We start from the raw sequence: 21281 nt of genomic DNA on the forward strand, positions 1-21281 counted from the left end.
AAAACTCGCGCTCTGTTAATACTCTGGTGACCTGAATGTAAGTGTTGGCCCCGTATAGTGAACGTCATCCCTGTTGCATGTCACGTCGCAACAGCTGTAACCGTCGAACACACCACGGAGACGACACCATGTTGAAAAAAATCCTACTCGGTACTGCACTAGGGCTTGGCGCCGCTTCTTTGGCCCAGGCCACCGAAGTGACCCATCTGGGGGGAGACATTACTCCCGAGCAGGTGAAGCAGGCTCAGCAGGCGTGGGGTGAGGCGCTGGTGGCGATTGCCACCACCTATGAAAACGACGGCATCGATGCGGCCCGCGAACTGGCCAGCACGATCATCGACGAAGCCTATGGCTATGAGATGGGCCCGGTACTCTTCAAACCCACGCTGGCCAGCGAGCCACAAACCTTCCGTACCACGGCTGACGGTGCGTTGGCCTACTTCGTGGGCCATAGCGATGAGTTTGCAGAAGACAGCGGCTTCGCGCTGAAAGGCTGGCAAGCGGTTGAGATCGACAATGCGGCCATTTTCATCAGTGGTGATACGGCCCTCACCATGGGCCATGTGGCCATGACCGACAGCGATGGTAACGTCACCACGGTCGACAAGACCTGGGGCTATCAGTTGGATGACGAGGGCAGTCTGCGCATCGTGCTGCACCACTCTTCGCTGCCTTATCAGCAGGAAGAGAGCTAACGGATTAGCGGCGAACGCCGGAAAACCAAAGGGCCTGCTGGAGACAGCAGGCCCTTCGCGTTGCGGTTCGAGGCGGTTATTGGCTACGCAGGCAGTGGAGCAGCGCCTGAAGCGGATGAGCCAGCGTTTGCGCTGAGTAACGCTTCACCTGGCTACGGCACGAGTACCCGGTGGCCAGCAGCTTGCCTGCGTTCTCTTCGGCCTCTACCTGAGGCTGCCAAGACTGGGCGTAGATGGTTTTGGAGGTGGCGACGTTACGGCTTTCATGGCCGTAAGTACCCGACATGCCGCAGCAGCCCGTGGTGGCCAGCTCCAGCTGCAAGCCAAAGGCAGCAAACACCTGCTGCCACGCTTTGGGGCTGCCCGGCGCGTTGGTTTTTTCGGTGCAATGGGAAAGCAGCTTGTAGCCCGGGTCATTCAGCTTCACCGGGCTGGGATTGAGCGTGTTGACACGGGTAGCCAGCCACTCCTGCAGCATCAGCACCGTGGGCACCTGTTCGCTGCCCAGCGCTTTGACGTACTCCTGGCGATAGGTCAGCGTCATGGCTGGGTCGATGCCTACCATGGGCACGTCGAACTCGCTCAGCGCCCGCAGGCGCCTGGCCTGCTTGGCCGCGGTGCGCTCGAAGGCACCTAAAAAGCCTTGTACGTGGAGCGGCTTGCCGTTGGCGGAAAACGGCATCACGAACACGCGCAGGTTCAGCCGCGACAGCAGCTCTACGACATCCATCACCAGCCTGGCTTCGAAGTGAGTCGTGAACGCGTCCTGCACGATGATCACGCTCTGCGCGCGCTGCTGCTCGGTGAGCAGGGCCAGTGACGTAGGCGTGGCTTCCGCCACCCCCCAGGCGCGCAGCTGCTTTTTCACGCTGGCGCGGGAGAGCGTGGGGGAGTCGCTGATACCGAGCCCTTTGTGCATCAGTTGGTTGACCCAGCGCTGCCCCAGGACGGCGTTGTATAGAGGGGCGATCCTGGTCAGCGCGGGCAGCATGAACTCGGTGCCCCCGATCACGTAATCGCGCAGCGGGCGCAAATAGCGGCCGTGATAGACCTCCAGGAACTGCGCGCGGAACTGAGGCACGTTCACCTTGATCGGGCACTGGCCTGCGCAGGATTTGCACGCCAGGCAGCCTGCCATGGCATCGTACACTTCGTGGGAGTAGTCGTGGTGCTGCTGACGGCTGAGGGTGTTCATCACTCGCTTGGGAAAGCTCTTGATAAAGCCCCAGCTGCGTTCTGCCTTCTTCTTGCGCGACTCTTCGACCACGTCGATGCCTGCCTGAGACTGCAAGCGCAGCCATTCACGGATCAGGCTGGCACGGCCTTTGGGAGAGTGTCGGCGGTCGCGGGTGGCCTTCCACGACGGGCACATGGGGTCGTCCACATCGTAGTTGTAGCAGGCGCCGTTGCCGTTGCAGTAAACCGCTGCGTCGTAGGCCTGCCAGGCGCGTTCGTCGATGGTGCGGTCCAGCTGGCCGCGCATCGTTACGCCATCCACGCGCAGCAGTTCCGGGTCGCTCTGCTTGGCGATCAGCGGGGCATTTTCAGCGGGCGAGGCGATCTTGCCAGGGTTGAGCTGGTTATGCGGGTCGAAGGCCGCCTTGATCTGCTGCAGGCAAGGGTACAGCTCACCAAAGAAGGTGGGGCCATACTCCGAACGCACGCCCTTGCCATGTTCACCCCACAGCAGCCCGCCATATTTCTGGGTCAGGGCGACCACTTCATCGGAAATCTCCCGAATCAGCGCTTGCTGCTCGGGGTCTTTCATGTCCAGTGCCGGGCGCACGTGCAGCACCCCCGCATCCACATGGCCGAACATGCCGTAGGAGAGCTGGCGAGCATCCAGCGCCGCGCGGAACTCGGCGATGAACTCGGCCAGGTGTTCCGGCGGCACGGCGGTATCTTCCACGAAGGGTAGCGGGCGCTTTTCCCCCTGCACATTGCCCAGCAGGCCCACCGAGCGCTTGCGCATGGCGTAGACTTTCTGAATTTGCGGGCGGCCTTCCGCCAGGGTGTAGCCCAGCCGCTCGACGCGGGTGTCCTGGCCAAGGTGCCGGGTGAACGCCGCCACTCGCTCGGCCAGCGTATCGGCGTCATCGTCGTTGAACTCGATCAGGTTGATGCCCTGTATGGGCGTGCTGCCCGCCGGGAAGAACTCGGCCACGCTGTCCCAGACGAAATCTTCCATGGCCAGCTGCAGCACGGTGTCGTCCACGGTCTCGATGGAGGTAGGGCGGGCGCTACTGGCCATCAGCGCCTTGGCATCGCGCAGCGCATCCATGAAGCTGGCATAGCGAACGTTCACCAGCGTTGCGTGCCTGGGAATCGGCAGTACGTTCAGCACCGCCTCGTTCAGGAAGCCCAGCGAGCCTTCGGAGCCACACAGCAGGCTGTTCAGGTTGAGTTGGCCGTCCTCACGCAGATGGGCCAGGTCATAGCCGGTCAGGCAGCGGTTGAGCGGGGGGAACTTGGCGTCGATCAACGCCTTCTGCTGGTCGATGATGGTGGCAGCGGTACGGTGTACTTTCCCCAGTACGCCTTCCTCGGCCAGTGCTTGCTGCTCCTCTTCCTCGCTCAGCGGGCGGCTGTGCAGGTGCTGCCCACCGAGCAGGATGGTATCCAGCGCCAGTACATGATGGCGGGTCTTGCCGTATTCGCAGCTGCCCTGGCCGCTGGCATCGGTGGAAATCATGCCGCCGATGGTGGCCCGATTGGAGGTGGACAGTTCGGGGGCGAAAAACAACCCGTGGGGTTTCAGAGCGGCGTTCAACTGGTCCTTGACCACCCCGGCCTGCACCCGCACCCGCCTGGCCGCCACGTCGATCTCGAGGATCTGGTTCATGTGGCGGGAAACGTCCACCACGATGCCGTCGGTCAGCGATTGGCCATTGGTGCCGGTGCCGCCACCTCTGGGGGTCAGCACCACTTCCCGGTGGGGCAGCTCGGCAGCCAGCTTGGCCAGGCGCTCCAGGTCTTCGGCGTGCCTGGGGAAGACCGCTGCCTGGGGCAAGCGCTGATAAATCGAGTTGTCGGTGGCCAGCACGGTGCGGTTGGCGTAGTCCGGGGCGATTTCGCCCTCGAAACCGCGGGCGCGCAGGGCGTCGAGGAAGCGGACGTAGTGGCCCTTCAAACGTTCAGCGGGGGCCGTGCGGGTATCCAGGGATGCAATCATGGTGAATCGAGCCGTCACTGCTGGGAGCGAATAGGGGAATAGCGTACTTTACCCCAGCTACTCCAGGCGTGCATCTTGCCTGGCCGCTGGCGCTGGCGAGACCGTGAGAGAGCGCCGGCGAGCGGCCATGAAAAAGCGCCCGCCGCCATGGGCGGTGGGCGCTTGAAGGGCATGTCTTGACGCGCATGCCCTGACGTTCATGTCGCTATCAGGTGCGGCTGTTGTTGTAGGTCTCTTCGTTGAGCTCGCCTTCGCTTTTCCCCACCAGGGTGGTGACCATCAGGTCGCCCGCCACGTTCACGCTGGTGCGGGCCATGTCCAGGATGCGGTCGATACCGGCAACGACGGCGATGGCTTCCAGCGGCAGGCCAATCTGCGCCATCACGATCGACAGCATGATCAAGCCTGCGCCAGGCACCCCAGCGGTGCCAATCGAGGCCAGGGTGCCGGTAGCGACGATCATGGCGTAATCCACCATGGTGAGGTCCGTGCCGGTCATCTGGGCAATGAACAGTACCACCACCCCTTGGTAAAGCGCCGTGCCATCCATGTTGATGGTGGCCCCTACCGGCAGCACGAAGCCCGAGACGCCTTCCGAAACCCCCAGATTTTTCTGGGCACAGCGAATGGACACCGGCAGCGTGCCCGCCGACGACGCCGAGGAAAACGCCACGACGATGGCGTCCAGGCTGCCTTTCAGATAGCGCACCGGGTTCAGGCGGCCAATCAGCGAAATGAACCCGGAGTAGACCACCAGCACGTGCAGGATGCTGGCCAGATAGACCACGCCAATCAGCTTGGCCAGCGGCAGCAGGATCTCCAGCCCGTATTGCCCGGAGACGTGGGCGATCAAGCCGAACACGCCAAACGGGGCAAACGCCATGACCAGCCCGGTCAGCTTGTACATGGCTTCGGCGAAGCTGTCGAAGACCTTCATGACCGGCTCGCCTTTCTCACCGATCAGCGTCAGCGAGATGCCCAGGCCAATGGCAAACACGATGATTTGCATGATGTTGCCGTTGGCCAGCGCATCGATGGGGTTGCGCGGCACCAGATTGATCAGAATGGACATCAGCGATGGCGCCTCGTTGGGCGACACCTCTGCGTCGAAGCTCAACCCTACACCGGTGCCCGGCTGCAGCAGCGTCGACAGAATCAGGCCGATACTGATGGCAAAGGCCGTGGTCACCAGATACAGCGCGATGGTTCGCGCGCCGATACGGCCCATTTTCTGCGGATCGCGCATGGAGGTGATGCCCACCACCAGCGTCGAAAAGACCAGCGGCACGATCAGCATCATGATCGCGTTAATGAAAATATCACCCAGCGGCTTGAAGATGCTGGCCGTCTCGCCCAGCAACGCCCCGGCCAAGATACCCAGCGCCAGGCCCGCCAGAATTTTCTTCCACAGCGCGATACCGCGCCACCACGCAAACTTTCCCTGCTGTGCTGTTTCCTGCACTGCGATTCTCCTGTTAGGTCACCATTATTAGCGATTCGTAAAGCGAATCGTCGCGCACTCTACCACTTTTGGCTAATGGGGTGACCTATCAAGGCGCTGTTGCCATGGCTCCCGTCCGCGCTTTTGCCTACAATGGTCGCCTTTGTCGCGCCCTGGGCGGCGCGTGTCATTGAATTCTGGCCAAGGGATACCTCATGCTCGATCCGAAACTGCTGCGCGGTGATCTGGAGACGACGGCGCAACAACTGGCCCGGCGGGGCTTCGAACTCGATACAGCGGCACTGCAGGCGCTGGAGTCGCGCCGTCGTGAGTTGCAGACTCAGACCGAGCAGCTGCAAAACGAGCGCAACATGCGTTCCAAGGCGATTGGCAAGGCCAAGGCCAACGGCGAAGACATTCAGCCGCTGCTGGATGAAGTAAGTGACCTGGGCGACCGCCTGGACAAGGCCAAGAAAGAGTTGGCTGAGGTCCAGGAGGAGTGGGACGATGCCATCAGCGGTATTCCGAACCTGCCCCATGACAGCGTGCCGGAAGGCAAGAACGAAGACGACAACGTCGAGTTGCACCGCTGGGGCACGCCCCGTGAGTTCGACTTCGAGGTGCTGGACCACGTGGACCTGGGCAAGCGTTCGGGCTATCTGGATTTCGAACTGGCAGCCAAGCTGACCGGAGCGCGGTTTGCCGTCATGCGTGGGCCGATTGCGCGTCTGCATCGTGCACTGGCACAGTTCATGCTGGATACGCAAACCCAGCAGCATGGTTACGAAGAGTGCTATGTGCCCTACATGGTGAATCGCGATTCGCTGATGGGAACGGGGCAGCTGCCGAAATTTGGCGAAGACCTGTTCAAGCTCGTCGATGAGCGAGAGTACCACCTGATTCCCACCTCCGAGGTGCCGCTGACCAACTTTGTGCGCGACGAGATCGTCGAGCTGTCGGCGCTACCCATGAAGCTGACCGCGCACACGCCCTGTTTTCGCAGCGAGGCTGGTTCTCATGGGCGCGATACCCGGGGCATGATTCGTCAGCACCAGTTCGACAAGGTCGAAATGGTGCAAATCGTCGAGCCCGACAAGAGCTACGCGGCGCTGGAGGAGATGCGCGAGCATGCCGAGGCGATCCTGCAGGCTCTGGAACTGCCTTACCGGGTCGTGACGCTCTGCACAGGGGATATGGGCTTTGGGGCAGCGAAAACCTACGACCTGGAAGTGTGGCTGCCCAGCCAGAACACCTACCGGGAAATTTCGTCGGTCTCCAACTGCGAAGACTTCCAGGCGCGTCGCATGCAGGCCCGCTACCGCCACCCGGATTCGAAAAAGCCGCTGTTGCTGCATACGTTGAACGGCTCTGGATTGGCGGTAGGGCGGTGCCTGCTGGCGGTATTGGAGAACCACCAGCAGGCCGATGGCTCGATTAGCGTGCCGGCGCCTCTTCAGCGCTATCTGGGCGGTCAGGAGCGTCTTGCCCTGTAATGGCCCACTCGACGTTCACGCCAGCATCGATGCGAATGGTGCCGGGGCGATAGTCGCTGGCTGAGCCGCTACCCACGGCGTCACTCTCGGCCCGCATGGCCATCATGCGTGGCTGGAAGATGGGCGCCTGGGTCTCTTCGATACGCTGGACATGGCCCAGCTCCACACCCAGGGTGGTGGCCATCAGATCGGCCTTGTGACGGGCCTTCTCCAGTGCCTTGGTCAATGCCTCATCGGTGGCGGCGTCGCGGTCGTGCAGGTCAAACTGCACGCCATCCAGGGCATTGACCCCCGCGCCGATCAGCGCGTCCAGCACATCCCCCAACTGTTCTACGTCAGCCAGTTCGACGCTGAACGGGCGTTCGAGACGCGTACGCATCAGGTTCTCCTGCTCGCCGTCGTCACTACGCGGGCCTGCCACGTACTCGGGGTAGACGTTGAGCGAGCCCGCCGTGATGGCGCGCTGCTCGATGCCCGCTTCCTCGATGGCCGCAATCAGCTCACTGGCGCGCTGCTCCAGGCGCTGCCGGGCGTCGCTCAGCTCATCGCTTCGGGTATCTTCCAGGGCAGACACGGCAGAGGTGTTTTCCCACAGGCGTGCGCTGAGCGTCGCCTTGTCGGGCTCGACTTCGACCCACGACTGCGCTTGCACGAAGACGCCAGGGGGAGGGGGGGCCGCCTGGGTGATGGGGGCGACCAACAGTGCGAGCAAGGCGCCTCCCAACACGCCATGACGAAGGCGTTTGACAGGGTGGCGCAGCCGATTGACGGAGTTGAGCTGGGTGTTCATGGAGTCACTTCCTTGCTGAGAGAGCCAATGTGTTGTGAGAGCGAATGTGGGTCATTACCCGCAGCTTTGAAGCAGAGATACACGGAAAGTTCACAGGCTAATGAGTCGTGATGACGTCTTTCTCAATAGATGCACGGTTTGTGCATTGTCACGCCAGCAGCCATTATGTACGGATAACATGCTAAGGATCAGGCTATGTCGAAGTTGTCAGATGAGGATTATCGCAGTATTCCACTTAACGCTACCCTGGCGCTGGCCGCGCTGGTGGTCATCGTTGCCGGAATGAAAGTAGGTGCCGATCTGCTGGTACCTTTGCTATTGGCGGTGTTCATTGCGGTGGTGTGCACGTCGCCAGTGCAGTGGCTGCATGGCTGGGGGCTGAGCCGGCGTACGGCAGCCATGCTGACGCTGCTGGTGCTACTGGCCTTCATTTCCCTGATTGGCCTGCTGGTGGTCAACAGCTTCGGCACTTTCGTGGAAGCGCTGCCGGACATCGAGGCGCGCTTGTACGAGCATTACTGGAATTTGCTCAATACGCTGGCGTCCCATGGCTTGGCGATCAACCCGGAACAGCTGAGTTCGGCGTTTGCCATGGAAGACGATGGCTCATGGGTTGCCCTGCTGCTGGGAGAGCTGGGCTCGCTGTTCATGCAGGGCACCATCGTGGCGCTGTTGGTGATCTTCATGCTGTTCGAGACGCTGCACTTTCGTGACAAGGTCTCGCGCGCGTTGGAAAACCCTGCGCCTAGCCTGAAACGTTTCAGCGAGTTCAGCTTGACCCTGAAGCGCTATCTGGCCGTGAAGACGGTCATCAGCCTGGCCACCGGTGTTCTGGTGTGGCTTTCCTGCCTGATGGTAGGGGTCGATTTCCCGCTGCTCTGGGGGGTGCTGGCCTTTGCCCTCAACTTCATTCCCAACATTGGCTCTGCTCTGGCGGCCATTCCTCCTGTCTTGCTGCTGCTGGTGTCTCAGGATGGCGGTGTGCTGCAGGCATTCATGCTGGCGTCGGCCTATTTGGTCATCAACTTCATTCTGGGCAATCTGGTCGAGCCGCGGGTCATGGGGCAGGCGCTGGGGCTATCCACCTTCGTGGCGTTTCTTTCCCTGGTGGTATGGGGCTGGATTTTCGGCGCGGCGGGTATGTTGCTGTCGGTAGTGCTGACCATGACGCTCAAGATTGCCTTGGACAGTCATCCACAAACGCGCTGGATGGCGCACCTGTTAGGGCCTGGCAAGCAGCGCCGTTCGACTCTTCAGCCGGGCGATGCGCGGCGGCCACCGCTGAAGCGGGACAAGCAGGAGCAGTAGGGCAGGCAAGGGCGGGAGGGGCAATCACCGCTGGCGAGGCCAGCGGTGATTGGAAGTGCTCAGGCGTTCTGGTCGATGAACTGAGTCAGTTGCGACTTGGACTGCGCGCCGACCAGCGAAGCGACCTTGGTGCCCGACTTGAACAGCATGACCGTGGGCACGCCACGTACACCCTGCTCAGCGGCAATTTCCGGTGCATCGTCTACGTTGACGCTGACGACTTTCAGATTGTCGCCGCGCTCGGCAGCGACTTCATCGACCACAGGTGCCATGACTTTACATGGGCCGCACCAGGGGGCCCAGAATTTGAGCAGGACAGGCTGTTCGGCGTTGAGGACTTCTTGCTCAAAATTGGCGTTGGTGACATCAACATTGTTAGCCATTTGCTTCTCCCGTTTGCGTTGCTCTTGCAGTTACGTTGCCTCAAATGGAGCAACGGTCTATACGCGATTTACCAGCGCTCTTTCACCGCGCCAAGTTGCCAGATGTTAGCGGTCACGGCGGATGCTGGCAAATTCCAGATGCGTTTTGCGCTGAAATAGAAAAAATTAATGGATGCTGATAGTGATGATTTTTTATACTATATGGGAATTATAGATCGTTTTTTTATTCACAATTATGCTCGTTGAGCGTCATGCTCCGAGCATCGGGCAGGTACGCAGTGGCAGCAGCGCGGGGCGTTTTGGAACGTTTCCCGGCATCGAACATTAGGTGAGGATATGAAGCTACAGCAACTTCGCTATATCTGGGAAGTCAATCGACATAACCTGAATGTGTCAGCAACTGCCCAGAGTCTGTTTACCTCTCAGCCAGGTATTTCCAAGCAGATTCGCCTGCTGGAAGACGAATTGGGCGTGGAGATCTTTGCTCGCAGTGGCAAGCATCTCACGCGTGTCACCCCCGCTGGCCAGTCGATCATCGAACTGGCCGGGCAAGTGCTCAAGCTTGCCGAAAACATCAAGCAGGTAGCCCAGGAGCACAGCGACGAGCGCCGTGGCAGCCTGGCCATCGCTACTACGCATACCCAGGCCCGCTATGCCTTGCCACCCATCATCAGCGAATTCACGCTCAAGTACCCAGACGTGGCGCTGCACATGCAGCAGGGTACGCCCAAGCAAATTGCCCAGATGGTGAGTGAAGGGCAGGCGGACTTTGCCATTGCCACCGAGTCACTGGAGCTGTTTACCGACCTGGTGTTGCTGCCCTGCTACCGCTGGAATCGCTGCATACTGGTACCCAAGGAGCACCCGCTCGCTTCGCTGGAGGGGCCGCTCACCCTTGATGCTCTGGCCGAGTATCCCTTGGTGACCTACGTCTTTGGCTTCACCGGGCGCTCGCAGCTGGACGATGCCTTCAAGGCCAAGGGGTTGACCCCCAACGTCGTGCTGACGGCTGCCGATGCCGACGTCATCAAGACCTATGTGCGCCTGGGCATGGGAGTGGGCATCGTGGCCCATATGGCGGTGGACCCTACGCAGGATGACGACCTGGTGGCGCTGGACGCCAGCCACTTGTTTGCCAGCTCCACCACCAAGATCGGCATTCGTCGTGGCACGTTCATGCGCGGGTACATGTATGACTTCCTGGCGCGCTTTGCCCCCCACCTGACCCGCGACCGAGTGGATGAAGCGCTCACGGCAGGGCCCCGCCATGAGCACGCGCTGTTCGAAGGTGTCGAACTCCCCGAATATTGAGCGCGGCCAGCGATTCAGGGTTGATAAACCAACTCACCGTTCTGTTCACCGACTAACTCACCGCCCTGTTCACCGCCCCCATGGTGTGGTGAACAGGACGGTGAGTTCGTCAGGTGACTATATCAATATCAATGCTGCAGGTGCAGCCCACATTCGCGTTTCTCTTCCACCTTGGTGGGGTCGAAGTAGTCGAAGTTGTTGGGCAGGTCATGGGCCTGCAGGTATTCGTACATGTCCTTGGCGGTCCACTTCAGTAGCGGCGCCACTTTCAGCAGGCCGTCGCTGTTGCGACTAACGGACTGCATCTTGGCTCGCTCCGGCGTGTCTTCGGCGCGCAGGGCGGTGAACCAGATGTCGGGCCGCATGGTGGCCAGGGCGCGCTCGAACGGCTCGATCTTCACTTCCTGAGTGAACGCCGCATGGCGCGGGTCGTCGATGCCCGGCATGGGGCCGTCCAGGGCCTCCCGGTGCGCGCGGGTGCGCTGGGGTAAAAAGCTCACCAGGTTGAGGTCGAGCCGTCGAATCACGTCATCGGCAAACCGGTAGGTAGCCTCGGTGTTGTAACCGCTGTCCATCCAGACAATAGGGATATCAGGGCGAACCTGCGTCACCATGTGCAGAATCACGGCTTCGAACGGGCGGAAATTGGTGGTGCAAATAGGGCGCTCGCCCTGACGAAACGCCCACTCGATCAACCCTTGCGGGTCGTTGGCGTACTCTTGATGAATGGCTTCGAGAGCTGAGGACATGCTGTTTCCTGTTGAAAAGCGTGCGATGCCCTTAGGCTACCAAAGCCCTGTGCGGTGCCCCAATACCGTTTGGTTTGGGTTTTATATTCCTTTCTGATGTAACAATGCTTCTTTGTTATTCCAAAGCGCTGATCTATTCCAGTGCACCGATCAGGTGACGGATCTTGTCGAGGGTTTCCGTGTACTCCTCGTCTGCCTGAGAGTCGGCGACCAGTCCGCCGCCGCCCCATACATGCAGGCTGCCATGATCGGCCAGCATGGTGCGAATGGCAATCGAGGTGTCCATGCTGCCGCGGGTGTCGATATAGCCCAGGCTTCCGCAATAGACGCTACGCTGGCAGGGTTCCAGCTCATCGATGATCTGCATGGCGCGTATTTTGGGTGCGCCGGTGATCGAGCCGCCGGGGAAGGCCGCCGTGAGCAGCGAAAGCGGTGAGTGTGCGGGCGCCAACTCCCCCTGAACGACGCTGACCAGATGGTGCACGTTGGGGTAGCTTTCCAGTTGGCAAAGCTGCGGCACACGTATCGAACCGGGGGTGCATACCCGCCCGAGATCGTTACGCAGCAGGTCGACGATCATCACGTTCTCGGCTCGATCCTTGGAGCTGTCGAGCAGCTCCTCGGCTAGCGCCTGGTCTTTTGCGGGCGTATCGCCGCGGGGTCTGGTGCCCTTGATGGGGCGAGTTTCGACACGGCCATCACGGCACTGAATGAAGCGCTCGGGCGACAGCGACAGCACCGCCTGGCCCTGCCAGGCCATATACCCCGAGAAAGGCGTCGGTGTGGCGTGTCGCAGCTGCAGATAGGCTTGCCACTCATCCCCTTCGTAGCGGGCAGAGAAGCGCTGTGCAAGATTGATCTGGTAGCAGTCACCAGCGCGGATATAGCGCTGTACGGCCTCGAAGCGCTCGGTATATTCGGCCTGGTTGAGCTGGGCCTTGAACGGCTGCGTCAGCGTGAAAGGCTCGCCTGCTGGCGGGGCTGCTTCCAGCCAGGCCAGCACCTCTCGACGGCGCGCATCGCTGGCTACCAGCCAGGCTTGTCGGGTGACGTGGTCAAAGGTGATGCACCAGTCATACAGGCCCAGGCGGGCCAGCGGCAGTTGGGTGGCGGGCGGGTGCTGGCTGGGCACCGAACAGCCTTGGCGGCCCAGGTCGTAGCTCCAGTAGCCGATCAAGCCGCCCAGAAAGGGCAGGTCGCTGTCGAGAGCGGGCGCGGGAAGCTGTTCCAGCAGCCACTGCTGTTGCGCCGTGCTGTCATCGTCGAGATGAGCTGGCAGCGTCAACGTGGTGGAGCTGAGCTGTGCTTGGCGGTTTGCGAAGATTTCCAGCGTGGCCAGCGGGTCGCTGCTGAGAATGTCGTAACGGCCGCTGGTGGCCACGGGTCGGCCACTGTCCAGCAGCACCGCCCCTGGCCGTTGCCGTAATCGGGCAAAGGTGGCCAGCGGGTCAGAGAAATAGGGCAGAGCGGATATCGTCAACGCCGTTGTCATGAAGCAAACGCCAATCCGGAAAGGGCGGCACATTTTAGGGTGCTCGCGCCAAGGACACCAGCCGCGTTTATCGACGGCGTTCTCACGTAAGCAGGCGGTGAGAGGATGCCGCACAAGAGATTGTAGACATTTGTGCAGGAGGTCTCGTCAGGCGTGCAACGAAAGGTGAATAAAAACGCTTATTTTCCGAGGTTGACGTCAGAAAAGGGGAGGGCTAAAGTTTCATCATTCCTTAATTGTCGACAATTAGCCATGACCTTACTTGCTTCCACTTCACCACTGCCGGACGGCGACGCCAGCGACGTCGTCTCGCCAGAAGTACGCACACTGGCCGAGCGTGTGTTTCACCAGTTGCAAAGCGCCATTGTCCGTGGGGAACTGGCACCCGGCAGCAAAATCACCGAGCCTGGGCTCTCGAAGACCTACGGTATCTCTCGGGGGCCGCTGCGCGAGGCCATGCGGCGTCTCGAAGCGCACCGGTTGATCGAGCGCGTGCCCCATGTGGGCGCCCGGGTCGTCAAGCTCTCCATGAAAGAGCTGCTGGAGCTTTTCGACGTGCGCGAGGCGCTGGAAAGCATGGCGGCGCGGCTGGCGGCCGAGCACATGTCTGCCCAGGAAATCCAGGGGCTGCGAGACGTTCTGGCGCTGCACGAAAGCCAGAGCGACCTCAAGCGTGGGGAAGCCTATTACCAGCGCGAAGGCGATCTCGATTTCCATTATCGCATCGTTCAGGGCAGCCACAACAAAATGTTGATGAACCTGCTGTGTGACGACCTCTACTACCTGGTGCGCCTCTATCGCACGCAGTTCAGCGCCAGTGGTACCCGCCCTCAGCGGGCGTTCGTGGAGCACCACCGGATTGTCGATGCCATCGAGGCCGGCGATGCCGAGCTGGCCGAGCTGTTGATGCGTCGCCATGTCAGCGCGTCACGGGCGAACGTGGCAGACCGCTACGCCGCCATTCTTGAACAACAAACAACAACCGAAGACAGGAGCTGATGTCATGACCGCTTCATCCACTTCTCGCCTGAGCCCCGGTGGGCGCTTTCGTGCCGCGCTGGAAGCCCAGCGCCCGCTGCCCATCCTGGGCACCATCAATGCCTATACGGCCATGATGGCTGAACGCGTGGGGCACCAGGCCATTTACCTCTCCGGCGGCGGCGTGGCCAATGCCTCCTTCGGCCTGCCGGATCTGGGCATGACGACCATGAACGATGTGGTCGAGGATGCACATCGCATCTGTGCTGCCACGGAGCTTCCGCTGCTGGTGGATATCGATACCGGCTGGGGCGGCGCGTTCAACATTGCGCGCACCGTGAAAGAGATGCAGCGCGCCGGAGTCGCCGCAGTGCATCTTGAAGATCAGGTCGCTCAGAAGCGCTGTGGTCATCGCCCCAACAAGGCGATCGTTTCCCAGCAGGAGATGGTGGACCGCATCAAGGCTGCGGCCGATGCGAAGCTGGATTCGGATTTCTATCTCATTGCACGCACCGATGCCTTCCAGAAAGAGGGGCTCGATGCCGCCATCGAGCGCGCCAACGCCTGTGTGGAAGCGGGAGCCGACGCCATCTTCGCCGAGGCCGTGCATACCCTCGACGACTATCGCGCCTTCTGCCAGCGCGTCAATGCGCCGATTCTGGCCAATATCACCGAGTTTGGCGCCACGCCGCTGTTCAGCCAGCAGGAGCTGGGGGACGTTGGCTGTCGAATGGTGCTCTATCCACTGTCGGCTTTCCGCGCCATGAACGCGGCGGCCCTGAAGGTTTACCAGAGCATTCTGGAGCATGGCCATCAGCGCGAGGTGGTCGACACCATGCAGACACGCGATGAGCTGTACGACTTCTTGAATTACCACGATTTCGAACAGAAGCTCGATGCGCTGTTCGCTGAACAAAAAGACGCTTGAGTGCGCAGGCAATACACCTAATAACAGTGACAATACTGAGTACGTCAGGAGACTACCATGGCTGATAAACCGCTAGCAGGTGCAGGATTACGTGGGCAGAGTGCGGGCTCGACGGCGCTGTGTACCGTGGGTAAAACCGGTTCCGGCTTGACCTATCGCGGCTTCGACATCAAGGAGCTGGCTGAGAAGGCCAAGTTCGAAGAAGTAGCGTACCTGCTGCTCAAGGGCAAGCTGCCCAATCAGGCGGAGCTCGATCATTACATTACCAAGCTGAAAGGTCTGCGTGGGCTGCCCGAGGCCCTGAAGACGGTGCTCGAGCAGATTCCCAAGGACGCCCATCCCATGGATGTGATGCGTACCGGTGCCTCCATGCTGGGCAATCTGGAAACCGAAGAGAGCTTCGATCAGCAGCAGGACGTGGCGGATCGGCTGCTGGCAGTGCTGCCGTCGATCATCTGCTACTGGTACCGCTTCAGCCACGACGGCGTGCGCATCGACACCCAGACCGATGATGACTCGGTGGGCGGTCACTTCCTGCACATGCTGCGTGGTGAGCCCGCTTCCGAGCTGCATGCTCGGGTCATGAACGTCTCGCTGATTCTCTATGCCGAGCACGAATTCAATGCCTCCACGTTCACCGCGCGGGTGTGTGCCTCGACGCTGTCGGATATGCACTCCTGTGTCACGGGGGCGATTGGCTCCCTGCGCGGCCCGCTGCACGGTGGCGCCAACGAGGCGGCCATGGCGATGATCGAGCACTGGCGCTCGCCCGAAGAAGCCGAGCAGGAGATGCTCGGCATGCTGGAGCGCAAAGAGAAGATCATGGGCTTTGGTCATGCCATCTATCGTGAGTCCGACCCGCGCAATGCGATCATCAAGGAGTGGTCGAAGAAGCTGGCGGACGACGTCGGCGACACCGTGCTCTACCCGGTATCGGTACGTTGCGAAGAGGTCATGTGGCGGGAGAAGAAGCTGTTCTGCAATGCCGATTTCTTCCACGCCAGCGCATACCACTTCATGGATATTCCGACCAAGCTGTTCACGCCCATCTTCGTCATGTCGCGGCTGACCGGCTGGGCCGCCCACGTGTTCGAGCAGCGTGCCAATAACCGCATTATTCGCCCCAGCGCCGACTACATCGGCCCGGAGAAGAGCGAATGGGTGCCCATTGAAGCCCGTGACTAGGCGTTTGGCTCTGTGACCAAGTGAGAGGCATCATGAACACGAATTATCGCAAGCCGCTGCCGAATGTGTCGGTGGCGGGCGCACCAGTGGACTTTTTCGATACGCGCCAGGCCGTCGAGGAGATCCAGCCCGGTGCCTATGCCCAGTTGCCCTATACGTCTCGGGTGCTGGCCGAGCAGCTGGTTCGGCGCTGTGATCCGGCGCTGCTGACCGACGCCCTCAAGCAACTGATCGAGCGCAAGCAGGAGCTGGACTTTCCCTGGTACCCGGCCCGGGTAGTGTGCCATGACATCCTGGGCCAGACCGCGCTGGTCGACCTTGCCGGGCTGCGCGACGCCATTGCGGAGAAGGGCGGTGACCCTGCCAAGGTGAACCCGGTGGTGCCGACGCAGCTGATCGTCGACCACTCGCTGGCCGTGGAGCACGCCGGTTTCGAGAAGGACGCCTTCGAGAAGAATCGTCAGGTGGAAGATCGGCGTAACGACGACCGCTTTCACTTCATCAACTGGACCAAGCTGGCGTTCGAGAACGTCGACGTGATTCCTCCCGGCAACGGCATCATGCACCAGATCAACCTGGAAAAGATGTCTCCGGTGGTGCAGTGCCGCCCTGATGAGCAGGGCGTGCAGGTGGCCTACCCGGACACCTGCGTGGGCACCGACAGCCACACGCCCATGGTGGACGCGCTGGGCGTGATCTCCGTGGGGGTCGGGGGGCTGGAAGCCGAGAGCGTGATGCTGGGGCGCGCCTCCATGATGCGCTTGCCCGATATCGTGGGTGTCGAGCTGACGGGTAAGCTGCAGCCCGGTATCACTGGCACCGACATGGTGCTGGCGATTACCGAGTTCCTGCGCCGCGAGCGCGTGGTCGGTGCCTATCTGGAGTTCTTCGGGGAAGGTGCCGACGCGCTGTCGGTGGGAGATCGGGCGACCATCTCCAACATGACCCCGGAGTACGGTGCCACGGCGGCGATGTTCTATATCGACGACCAGACCATCGACTACCTCAAGCTGACCGGCCGCGACGATGAGCAGGTAGCCCTGGTGAAGGCCTACGCCCAGCATACCGGGCTCTGGGCCGATGACCTGACGCAGGTTGTCTACGAGCGCATCCTGCGCTTTGACCTGTCCAGCGTGACGCGTACCCTGGCGGGGCCTTCCAACCCCCATGCCCACCTGCCTACCACGGAGCTTGCCAAGCGCGGCATTGCCGTCGGGCTGGACAAGGCTCGGGAAGAGGAGGCCGCAGGCAAGATGCCCGATGGGGCGGTGATCATTGCGGCCATCACCAGCTGCACCAATACGTCCAATCCACGCAACATGGTGGCGGCAGGCCTGATTGCCCGAAACGCCAACCGCCTTGGCCTGACCCGCAAGCCGTGGGTCAAGACCTCGCTGGCTCCGGGGTCGAAGACGGTCAAGATGTACCTGGAAGAAGCCGAGCTGATGGGCGAGCTGGAAGCGCTGGGCTTCGGCGTGGTGGCATACGCCTGCACCACCTGCAACGGCATGTCCGGCGCATTGGAGCCGAGTATCCAGGAGGAGATCATTCGTCGCGATCTCTATGCCACGGCGGTGCTGTCGGGTAACCGCAACTTCGATGGGCGTATCCACCCTTACGCCAAACAGGCGTTTCTGGCCTCGCCGCCACTGGTGGTGGCCTATGCCATTGCGGGCACCATCCGTTTCGATATCGAGCAGGACGTGCTGGGTCACGACGCCCAGGGCCATCCGGTCACCCTCAAGGACATCTGGCCGGAAGACAGCGAAATCGATGCCATCGTCAAGGCGTCGGTGAAGCCGGAGCAGTTCCGTGAAACCTACATTCCCATGTTCGACCTGGACAAGCGTGCCGGACCTCAGGTGAGCCCCCTCTACGAGTGGCGCCCGCAGAGCACCTATATCCGGCGGCCTCCCTATTGGGAGGGCAACATGGCCCGGGAGCGGGGGCTGAAAGGCATGCGCCCGCTGGCCATCCTGCCGGACAACATCACCACGGACCACCTGTCGCCGTCCAATGCCATCCTCATGGACAGCGCCGCTGGCGAGTATCTGCATGCCATGGGTTTGCCGGAGGAGGACTTCAACTCCTACGCCACCCATCGCGGCGACCACCTGACCGCCCAGCGGGCCACTCTGGCCAATCCCAAACTCTTCAATGAGATGGTGCACGACGAACAGGGCAAGGTCATGCAAGGCTCGCTGGCGCGTATCGAGCCGGAAGGCACCGTGACCCGCATGTGGGAAGCCATCGAAACCTATATGGCGCGCAAACAGCCGCTGATCATCATCGCGGGTGCCGACTATGGCCAGGGGTCGTCTCGGGACTGGGCGGCCAAGGGCGTGGCTCTGGCCGGGGTCGAAGCGATCGTGGCAGAGGGCTTCGAACGTATCCACCGCACCAATCTGGTGGGGATGGGCGTGATGCCGCTGCAATTCGAGGAGGGCACGACTCGGAAAACGCTGGCGCTGGATGGCACCGAAATCTACGACGTGGAAGGAACGCCTGCACCCAGAGCCCAACTGACGCTGGTGATCCATCGCCAGCAGGGGGCTGTGGAGCGTGTGCCGGTGGTGTGCCGTCTGGACACCGCCGAGGAGGTCACCATCTACTCCGCCGGTGGTGTGCTTCAGCGCTTTGCGCAGGATTTTCTGGAATCCAGCGCCGCTGTCTAGCCGCGTTGTCCCAGCGTAGCACCGGAAGGGAAAGCCCAACGAGTGAACATCGACGGCCTGACGCGTGTCAGGCCGTTGTCAGGAGAGTGACCATGGCGCACGCAGCGCAGATGAGTATTCCCGCCACCTACATGCGAGGTGGCACCAGCAAAGGGGTGTTTTTCACCCTCAGTGACCTGCCTCCCGCTGCGCAGCAGCCGGGCGAGGCGCGAGACAGGCTGCTGTTGCGGGTGATGGGTAGCCCCGACCCCTATGAAAAACAGATCGATGGGATGGGCGGTGCCACGTCCAGCACCAGCAAGGCGGTGATTCTCTCGAAAAGTACTTCCCCGGAGCATGATGTGGATTACCTGTTTGGACAGGTGTCCATCGACAAGCCTTTCGTGGACTGGAGCGGCAACTGCGGCAACTTGTCTGCGGCGGTGGGGCCCTATGCCGTGGCCAATGGGCTGGTCGACCCCGCGCGGGTGCCTGAAAACGGCGTCGTGGAAGTGCGCATCTGGCAGGTCAACATACAGAAAACCATCGTTGCCCAGGTGCCGATCAGCCACGGCGCCGTTCAGGAAACCGGGGATTTCGAGCTGGACGGCGTCACTTTTCCTGCTGCCGAGATTCCTGTGGCGTTTCTGGATCCTGCCGACGGTGAGGGGGCGATCTTCCCCACCGGGCAGCCGGTGGATGAGCTGGAGGTGCCCGGCATCGGAGTGCTCAAGGCGACGCTGATCAATGCGGGTATTCCTACCGTGTTCATCGATGCGCAAGCCCTGGGCTACAGCGGCTGTGAGCTGCAAGAGGCGATCAACGGCGACTCGGATGCACTGGCCAGGTTCGAAAGAATACGCGCCCATGGGGCCGTCAAGATGGGGTTGATTACCCATGTGGACGAGGCCGCCAGTCGTCAGCACACGCCCAAGGTGGCGTTCGTGGCGCCACCGGCTGGCTATACGTCTTCCAGTGGGAAGCGGGTCGAGGCCGAGTCGATCGATCTGTTGGTCAGGGCGCTCTCCATGGGCAAGTTGCATCACGCCATGATGGGCACTGCGGCCGTGGCCATTGCCGCGGCAGCGGCCATTCAGGGGACACTGGTGAACCTGGCGGCAGGCGGCAGCGAACGGGAGTCGGTCACTTTTGGCCACCCCTCCGGCACGCTCAGGGTAGGCGCCAAGGCCAGCCTGGTGGAGGGACGCTGGCAAATCGATCAGGCGGTCATGAGCCGCAGTGCTCGGGTATTGATGGAAGGGCGAGTGCGTGTGCCTGGTGATGTGCTGTAATCGACGGCAGGCACTGCTTTGACCACCCTGGTGGCCACTTGCTGAGTGGTGCCCGTCACGGTATGGGCGTAAGGCTTGCCGTGACGGGCGGGGTGGTCATGGTGTCGCGTGTGATGTGATTAATCCTCTACCACGATCTGGTCGCGCATCCGGTCAACGGTGGCCGGACCAATGCCGCTGACCCGTGTCAGGTCGTCAGCGCTCTCGAAAGCGCCGTTGGTTTCGCGCTCCTCGATGATGGCGGCCGCCCGGCTGGGGCCAATGCCCGGCAGTTCCGCCAGCAGCTCGGCGTCGGCACTATTGACATTGATGGGGGCGATTGCCTGGGCCAGCGCGGCGCTGGACAAGCCCAGGCACAGTGACATCACGAGTGCGGCTAGAAATCCCTTGAACGTTTTCTGCATGTGAAGTACCTCATCGGTGTTGGTTCGTCGCTCGGCTCGCCAAGAGCCAAGCCTCCTTGATCGCCAGCATGACCGAATTGCTTGCGTCCTTAGTCAACTTAATCTTTTGGCGCGCCTCGCGCTGTAAGCCATTGCCGACAGTTTTTGTAATCCGTTTGCCATGAGGGATGTCGGTAATCGCTTACACAGCCGCGTGACGAGGGCTGTTACACTAGGCAAGCGGCAGACCGTCGCCCATTGAACGGGTTCGTGACAGACATGAACCTTTCCATTGTTGATCTAACGAGCACGGAGTAAGCGCGTGTCCACCGACTCACCTATCATCATTGCCCTTGATTACCCTTCGCTTGACGCGGCCCTGTGCATGGCTGACCAGCTCGATCCGGTGCGTTGCCGTGTGAAGGTCGGCAAGGAGCTGTTCACGCGCAGCGGCCCAGCAGTACTGGAGGCATTGCATGGTCGGGGCTTCGAGGTATTCCTGGACCTCAAGTTTCACGACATTCCCAACACCACCGCCAGTGCGGTGCAGGCGGCGGCAGAGCAGGGCGTGTGGATGGTCAATGTGCATGCCTCTGGTGGGCGCAAGATGATGGAGGCCGCGGCCCAGCGGCTGGCGGAGCATCGTTTGAAGACGCACTTGATAGCCGTCACCGTGTTGACCAGCATGCAGGAAGAGGATTTGGCCAGCGCCGGCGTGAGCGGCGGGATCGATGCCCAGGTGGATCGTCTCGCGGCGTTGACACATGCCAGTGGTTTGGCGGGAGTGGTGTGTTCTGCCCACGAGGCGGCACCTCTGAAGGCTCGGTATGGCGATGCCTTCCTCAAGGTGACGCCGGGAATTCGTCCCCATTTCGCCGCAGCCAATGACCAGCAGCGGATCATGACGCCTGCAGAAGCCATGCAGGCCGGTAGCACTCATCTGGTCATCGGCAGGCCGGTCACTCAGGCAGAAGACCCGATGGCGGCATTGGTCGCTATCGAAAGCGAGCTGGCGAGCGTCTGAGGC

17 protein-coding genes are annotated in these 21281 nt (G+C 61.4%); 10 read left to right on the top strand and 7 right to left on the bottom strand.

Translation table 11 applies throughout. The features are described from left to right. Positions 1 to 128: 128 nt before the first annotated feature. Complete coding sequence (locus FEU76_RS13955; RefSeq protein WP_039180979.1) at positions 129 to 695, top strand: phosphoribosyl-AMP cyclohydrolase; 567 nt, start codon at positions 129 to 131, stop codon at positions 693 to 695. A 76-nt stretch (positions 696 to 771) separates the two neighbouring features. Here the strand turns inward: FEU76_RS13955 and ydiJ are convergent, their stop codons facing one another. Together ydiJ and FEU76_RS13965 are read right to left on the bottom strand one after the other, a co-directional pair. Beyond that, a complete protein-coding gene (ydiJ, locus tag FEU76_RS13960; protein ID WP_144983792.1) occupies positions 772 to 3867 on the bottom strand; it encodes a D-2-hydroxyglutarate dehydrogenase YdiJ in 3096 nt (1031 codons plus the stop codon). Between the two features lie 208 nt (positions 3868 to 4075). Continuing rightward, on the bottom strand, positions 4076 to 5329 hold the full coding sequence (locus tag FEU76_RS13965; RefSeq protein ID WP_039180974.1) for a dicarboxylate/amino acid:cation symporter: 1254 nt from the start codon (positions 5327 to 5329) through the stop codon (positions 4076 to 4078). Between the two features lie 194 nt (positions 5330 to 5523). On the opposite strand from FEU76_RS13965, the gene serS reads away from it, so the two are divergent. After that, the gene (serS, locus tag FEU76_RS13970; protein ID WP_144983795.1) at positions 5524 to 6801 is read left to right on the top strand and encodes a serine--tRNA ligase; all 1278 of its coding nucleotides are present in this window, start codon (positions 5524 to 5526) and stop codon (positions 6799 to 6801) included. Here the strand turns inward: serS and FEU76_RS13975 are convergent. Then, positions 6743 to 7591 (bottom strand): SIMPL domain-containing protein, encoded by an 849-nt coding sequence (locus FEU76_RS13975; protein ID WP_081195683.1) that lies wholly within the window; start codon positions 7589 to 7591, stop codon positions 6743 to 6745. The two genes, serS and FEU76_RS13975, sit on opposite strands and share 59 nt — an antisense overlap. 195 nt (positions 7592 to 7786) lie before the next feature. Here FEU76_RS13975 and FEU76_RS13980 point away from each other — a divergent pair, with 195 nt between their 5' ends. Beyond that, the gene (locus tag FEU76_RS13980; protein WP_039180972.1) at positions 7787 to 8899 is read left to right on the top strand and encodes an AI-2E family transporter; all 1113 of its coding nucleotides are present in this window, start codon (positions 7787 to 7789) and stop codon (positions 8897 to 8899) included. Between the two features lie 59 nt (positions 8900 to 8958). Here the strand turns inward: FEU76_RS13980 and trxA are convergent, their stop codons facing one another. Next, positions 8959 to 9282: a thioredoxin gene (trxA, locus tag FEU76_RS13985; protein ID WP_016914369.1), complete on the bottom strand. Its 324-nt coding sequence runs from the start codon at positions 9280 to 9282 to the stop codon at positions 8959 to 8961. A gap of 336 nt (positions 9283 to 9618) precedes the next feature. Here trxA and cysB point away from each other — a divergent pair, with 336 nt between their 5' ends. Beyond that, a complete protein-coding gene (cysB, locus tag FEU76_RS13990) occupies positions 9619 to 10593 on the top strand; it encodes an HTH-type transcriptional regulator CysB (protein WP_096922681.1) in 975 nt (324 codons plus the stop codon). Positions 10594 to 10721: 128 nt separating this feature from the next. Here cysB and FEU76_RS13995 read toward each other — a convergent pair whose 3' ends face one another. Both FEU76_RS13995 and pabB read right to left on the bottom strand, forming a co-directional pair. Further along, positions 10722 to 11342: a phosphoadenosine phosphosulfate reductase domain-containing protein gene (locus tag FEU76_RS13995; protein WP_039182500.1), complete on the bottom strand. Its 621-nt coding sequence runs from the start codon at positions 11340 to 11342 to the stop codon at positions 10722 to 10724. 133 nt (positions 11343 to 11475) lie between these two features. Beyond that, positions 11476 to 12834, bottom strand: coding sequence for an aminodeoxychorismate synthase component I (gene pabB, locus FEU76_RS14000; RefSeq protein WP_144983798.1), 1359 nt, complete (start codon positions 12832 to 12834; stop codon positions 11476 to 11478). A 252-nt stretch (positions 12835 to 13086) separates the two neighbouring features. Here pabB and FEU76_RS14005 point away from each other — a divergent pair, with 252 nt between their 5' ends. The 5 genes from FEU76_RS14005 to prpF all read left to right on the top strand — a co-directional run bounded on the left by FEU76_RS14005 (position 13087) and on the right by prpF (position 19871). Then, positions 13087 to 13833, top strand: coding sequence for a GntR family transcriptional regulator (locus tag FEU76_RS14005; RefSeq protein WP_144983801.1), 747 nt, complete (start codon positions 13087 to 13089; stop codon positions 13831 to 13833). Positions 13834 to 13837: 4 nt separating this feature from the next. After that, the gene (prpB, locus tag FEU76_RS14010; RefSeq protein WP_144983804.1) at positions 13838 to 14740 is read left to right on the top strand and encodes a methylisocitrate lyase; all 903 of its coding nucleotides are present in this window, start codon (positions 13838 to 13840) and stop codon (positions 14738 to 14740) included. Positions 14741 to 14797: 57 nt separating this feature from the next. Then, complete coding sequence (gene prpC / locus FEU76_RS14015) at positions 14798 to 15925, top strand: bifunctional 2-methylcitrate synthase/citrate synthase (RefSeq protein WP_096922684.1); 1128 nt, start codon at positions 14798 to 14800, stop codon at positions 15923 to 15925. A 32-nt stretch (positions 15926 to 15957) separates the two neighbouring features. After that, positions 15958 to 18600, top strand: a complete 2643-nt coding sequence (acnD, locus tag FEU76_RS14020) for a Fe/S-dependent 2-methylisocitrate dehydratase AcnD (RefSeq protein WP_144983807.1) — start codon at positions 15958 to 15960, stop codon at positions 18598 to 18600. A 92-nt stretch (positions 18601 to 18692) separates the two neighbouring features. Next, positions 18693 to 19871, top strand: coding sequence for a 2-methylaconitate cis-trans isomerase PrpF (gene prpF, locus FEU76_RS14025; RefSeq protein ID WP_144983809.1), 1179 nt, complete (start codon positions 18693 to 18695; stop codon positions 19869 to 19871). 119 nt (positions 19872 to 19990) lie between these two features. Here prpF and FEU76_RS14030 read toward each other — a convergent pair whose 3' ends face one another. Continuing rightward, a complete protein-coding gene (locus FEU76_RS14030) occupies positions 19991 to 20275 on the bottom strand; it encodes a ComEA family DNA-binding protein (protein WP_144983812.1) in 285 nt (94 codons plus the stop codon). Between the two features lie 301 nt (positions 20276 to 20576). Between FEU76_RS14030 and pyrF the strand changes: the two genes are divergently transcribed. Next, positions 20577 to 21278 (top strand): orotidine-5'-phosphate decarboxylase, encoded by a 702-nt coding sequence (gene pyrF, locus FEU76_RS14035; RefSeq protein ID WP_144983815.1) that lies wholly within the window; start codon positions 20577 to 20579, stop codon positions 21276 to 21278. Positions 21279 to 21281: the final 3 nt, after the last annotated feature.

The sequence above is a fragment of the Halomonas sp. C22 genome, from assembly GCF_007655045.1.
GTDB classification, from domain to species: domain Bacteria; phylum Pseudomonadota; class Gammaproteobacteria; order Pseudomonadales; family Halomonadaceae; genus Vreelandella; species Vreelandella hamiltonii.

Coding starts and splice junctions, on each gene's coding strand:
- ydiJ (WP_144983792.1), bottom strand. CDS start 3,867: ATGATTGCATCCCTGGATACCCGCACGGCCCCCGCTGAACGTTTGAAG.
- prpC (WP_096922684.1), top strand. CDS start 14,798: ATGGCTGATAAACCGCTAGCAGGTGCAGGATTACGTGGGCAGAGTGCG.
- serS (WP_144983795.1), top strand. CDS start 5,524: ATGCTCGATCCGAAACTGCTGCGCGGTGATCTGGAGACGACGGCGCAA.
- FEU76_RS13975 (WP_081195683.1), bottom strand. CDS start 7,591: ATGAACACCCAGCTCAACTCCGTCAATCGGCTGCGCCACCCTGTCAAA.
- cysB (WP_096922681.1), top strand. CDS start 9,619: ATGAAGCTACAGCAACTTCGCTATATCTGGGAAGTCAATCGACATAAC.
- trxA (WP_016914369.1), bottom strand. CDS start 9,282: ATGGCTAACAATGTTGATGTCACCAACGCCAATTTTGAGCAAGAAGTC.
- acnD (WP_144983807.1), top strand. CDS start 15,958: ATGAACACGAATTATCGCAAGCCGCTGCCGAATGTGTCGGTGGCGGGC.
- prpB (WP_144983804.1), top strand. CDS start 13,838: ATGACCGCTTCATCCACTTCTCGCCTGAGCCCCGGTGGGCGCTTTCGT.
- pabB (WP_144983798.1), bottom strand. CDS start 12,834: ATGACAACGGCGTTGACGATATCCGCTCTGCCCTATTTCTCTGACCCG.
- FEU76_RS13995 (WP_039182500.1), bottom strand. CDS start 11,342: ATGTCCTCAGCTCTCGAAGCCATTCATCAAGAGTACGCCAACGACCCG.
- FEU76_RS14030 (WP_144983812.1), bottom strand. CDS start 20,275: ATGCAGAAAACGTTCAAGGGATTTCTAGCCGCACTCGTGATGTCACTG.
- prpF (WP_144983809.1), top strand. CDS start 18,693: ATGGCGCACGCAGCGCAGATGAGTATTCCCGCCACCTACATGCGAGGT.
- FEU76_RS13980 (WP_039180972.1), top strand. CDS start 7,787: ATGTCGAAGTTGTCAGATGAGGATTATCGCAGTATTCCACTTAACGCT.
- FEU76_RS13955 (WP_039180979.1), top strand. CDS start 129: ATGTTGAAAAAAATCCTACTCGGTACTGCACTAGGGCTTGGCGCCGCT.
- FEU76_RS14005 (WP_144983801.1), top strand. CDS start 13,087: ATGACCTTACTTGCTTCCACTTCACCACTGCCGGACGGCGACGCCAGC.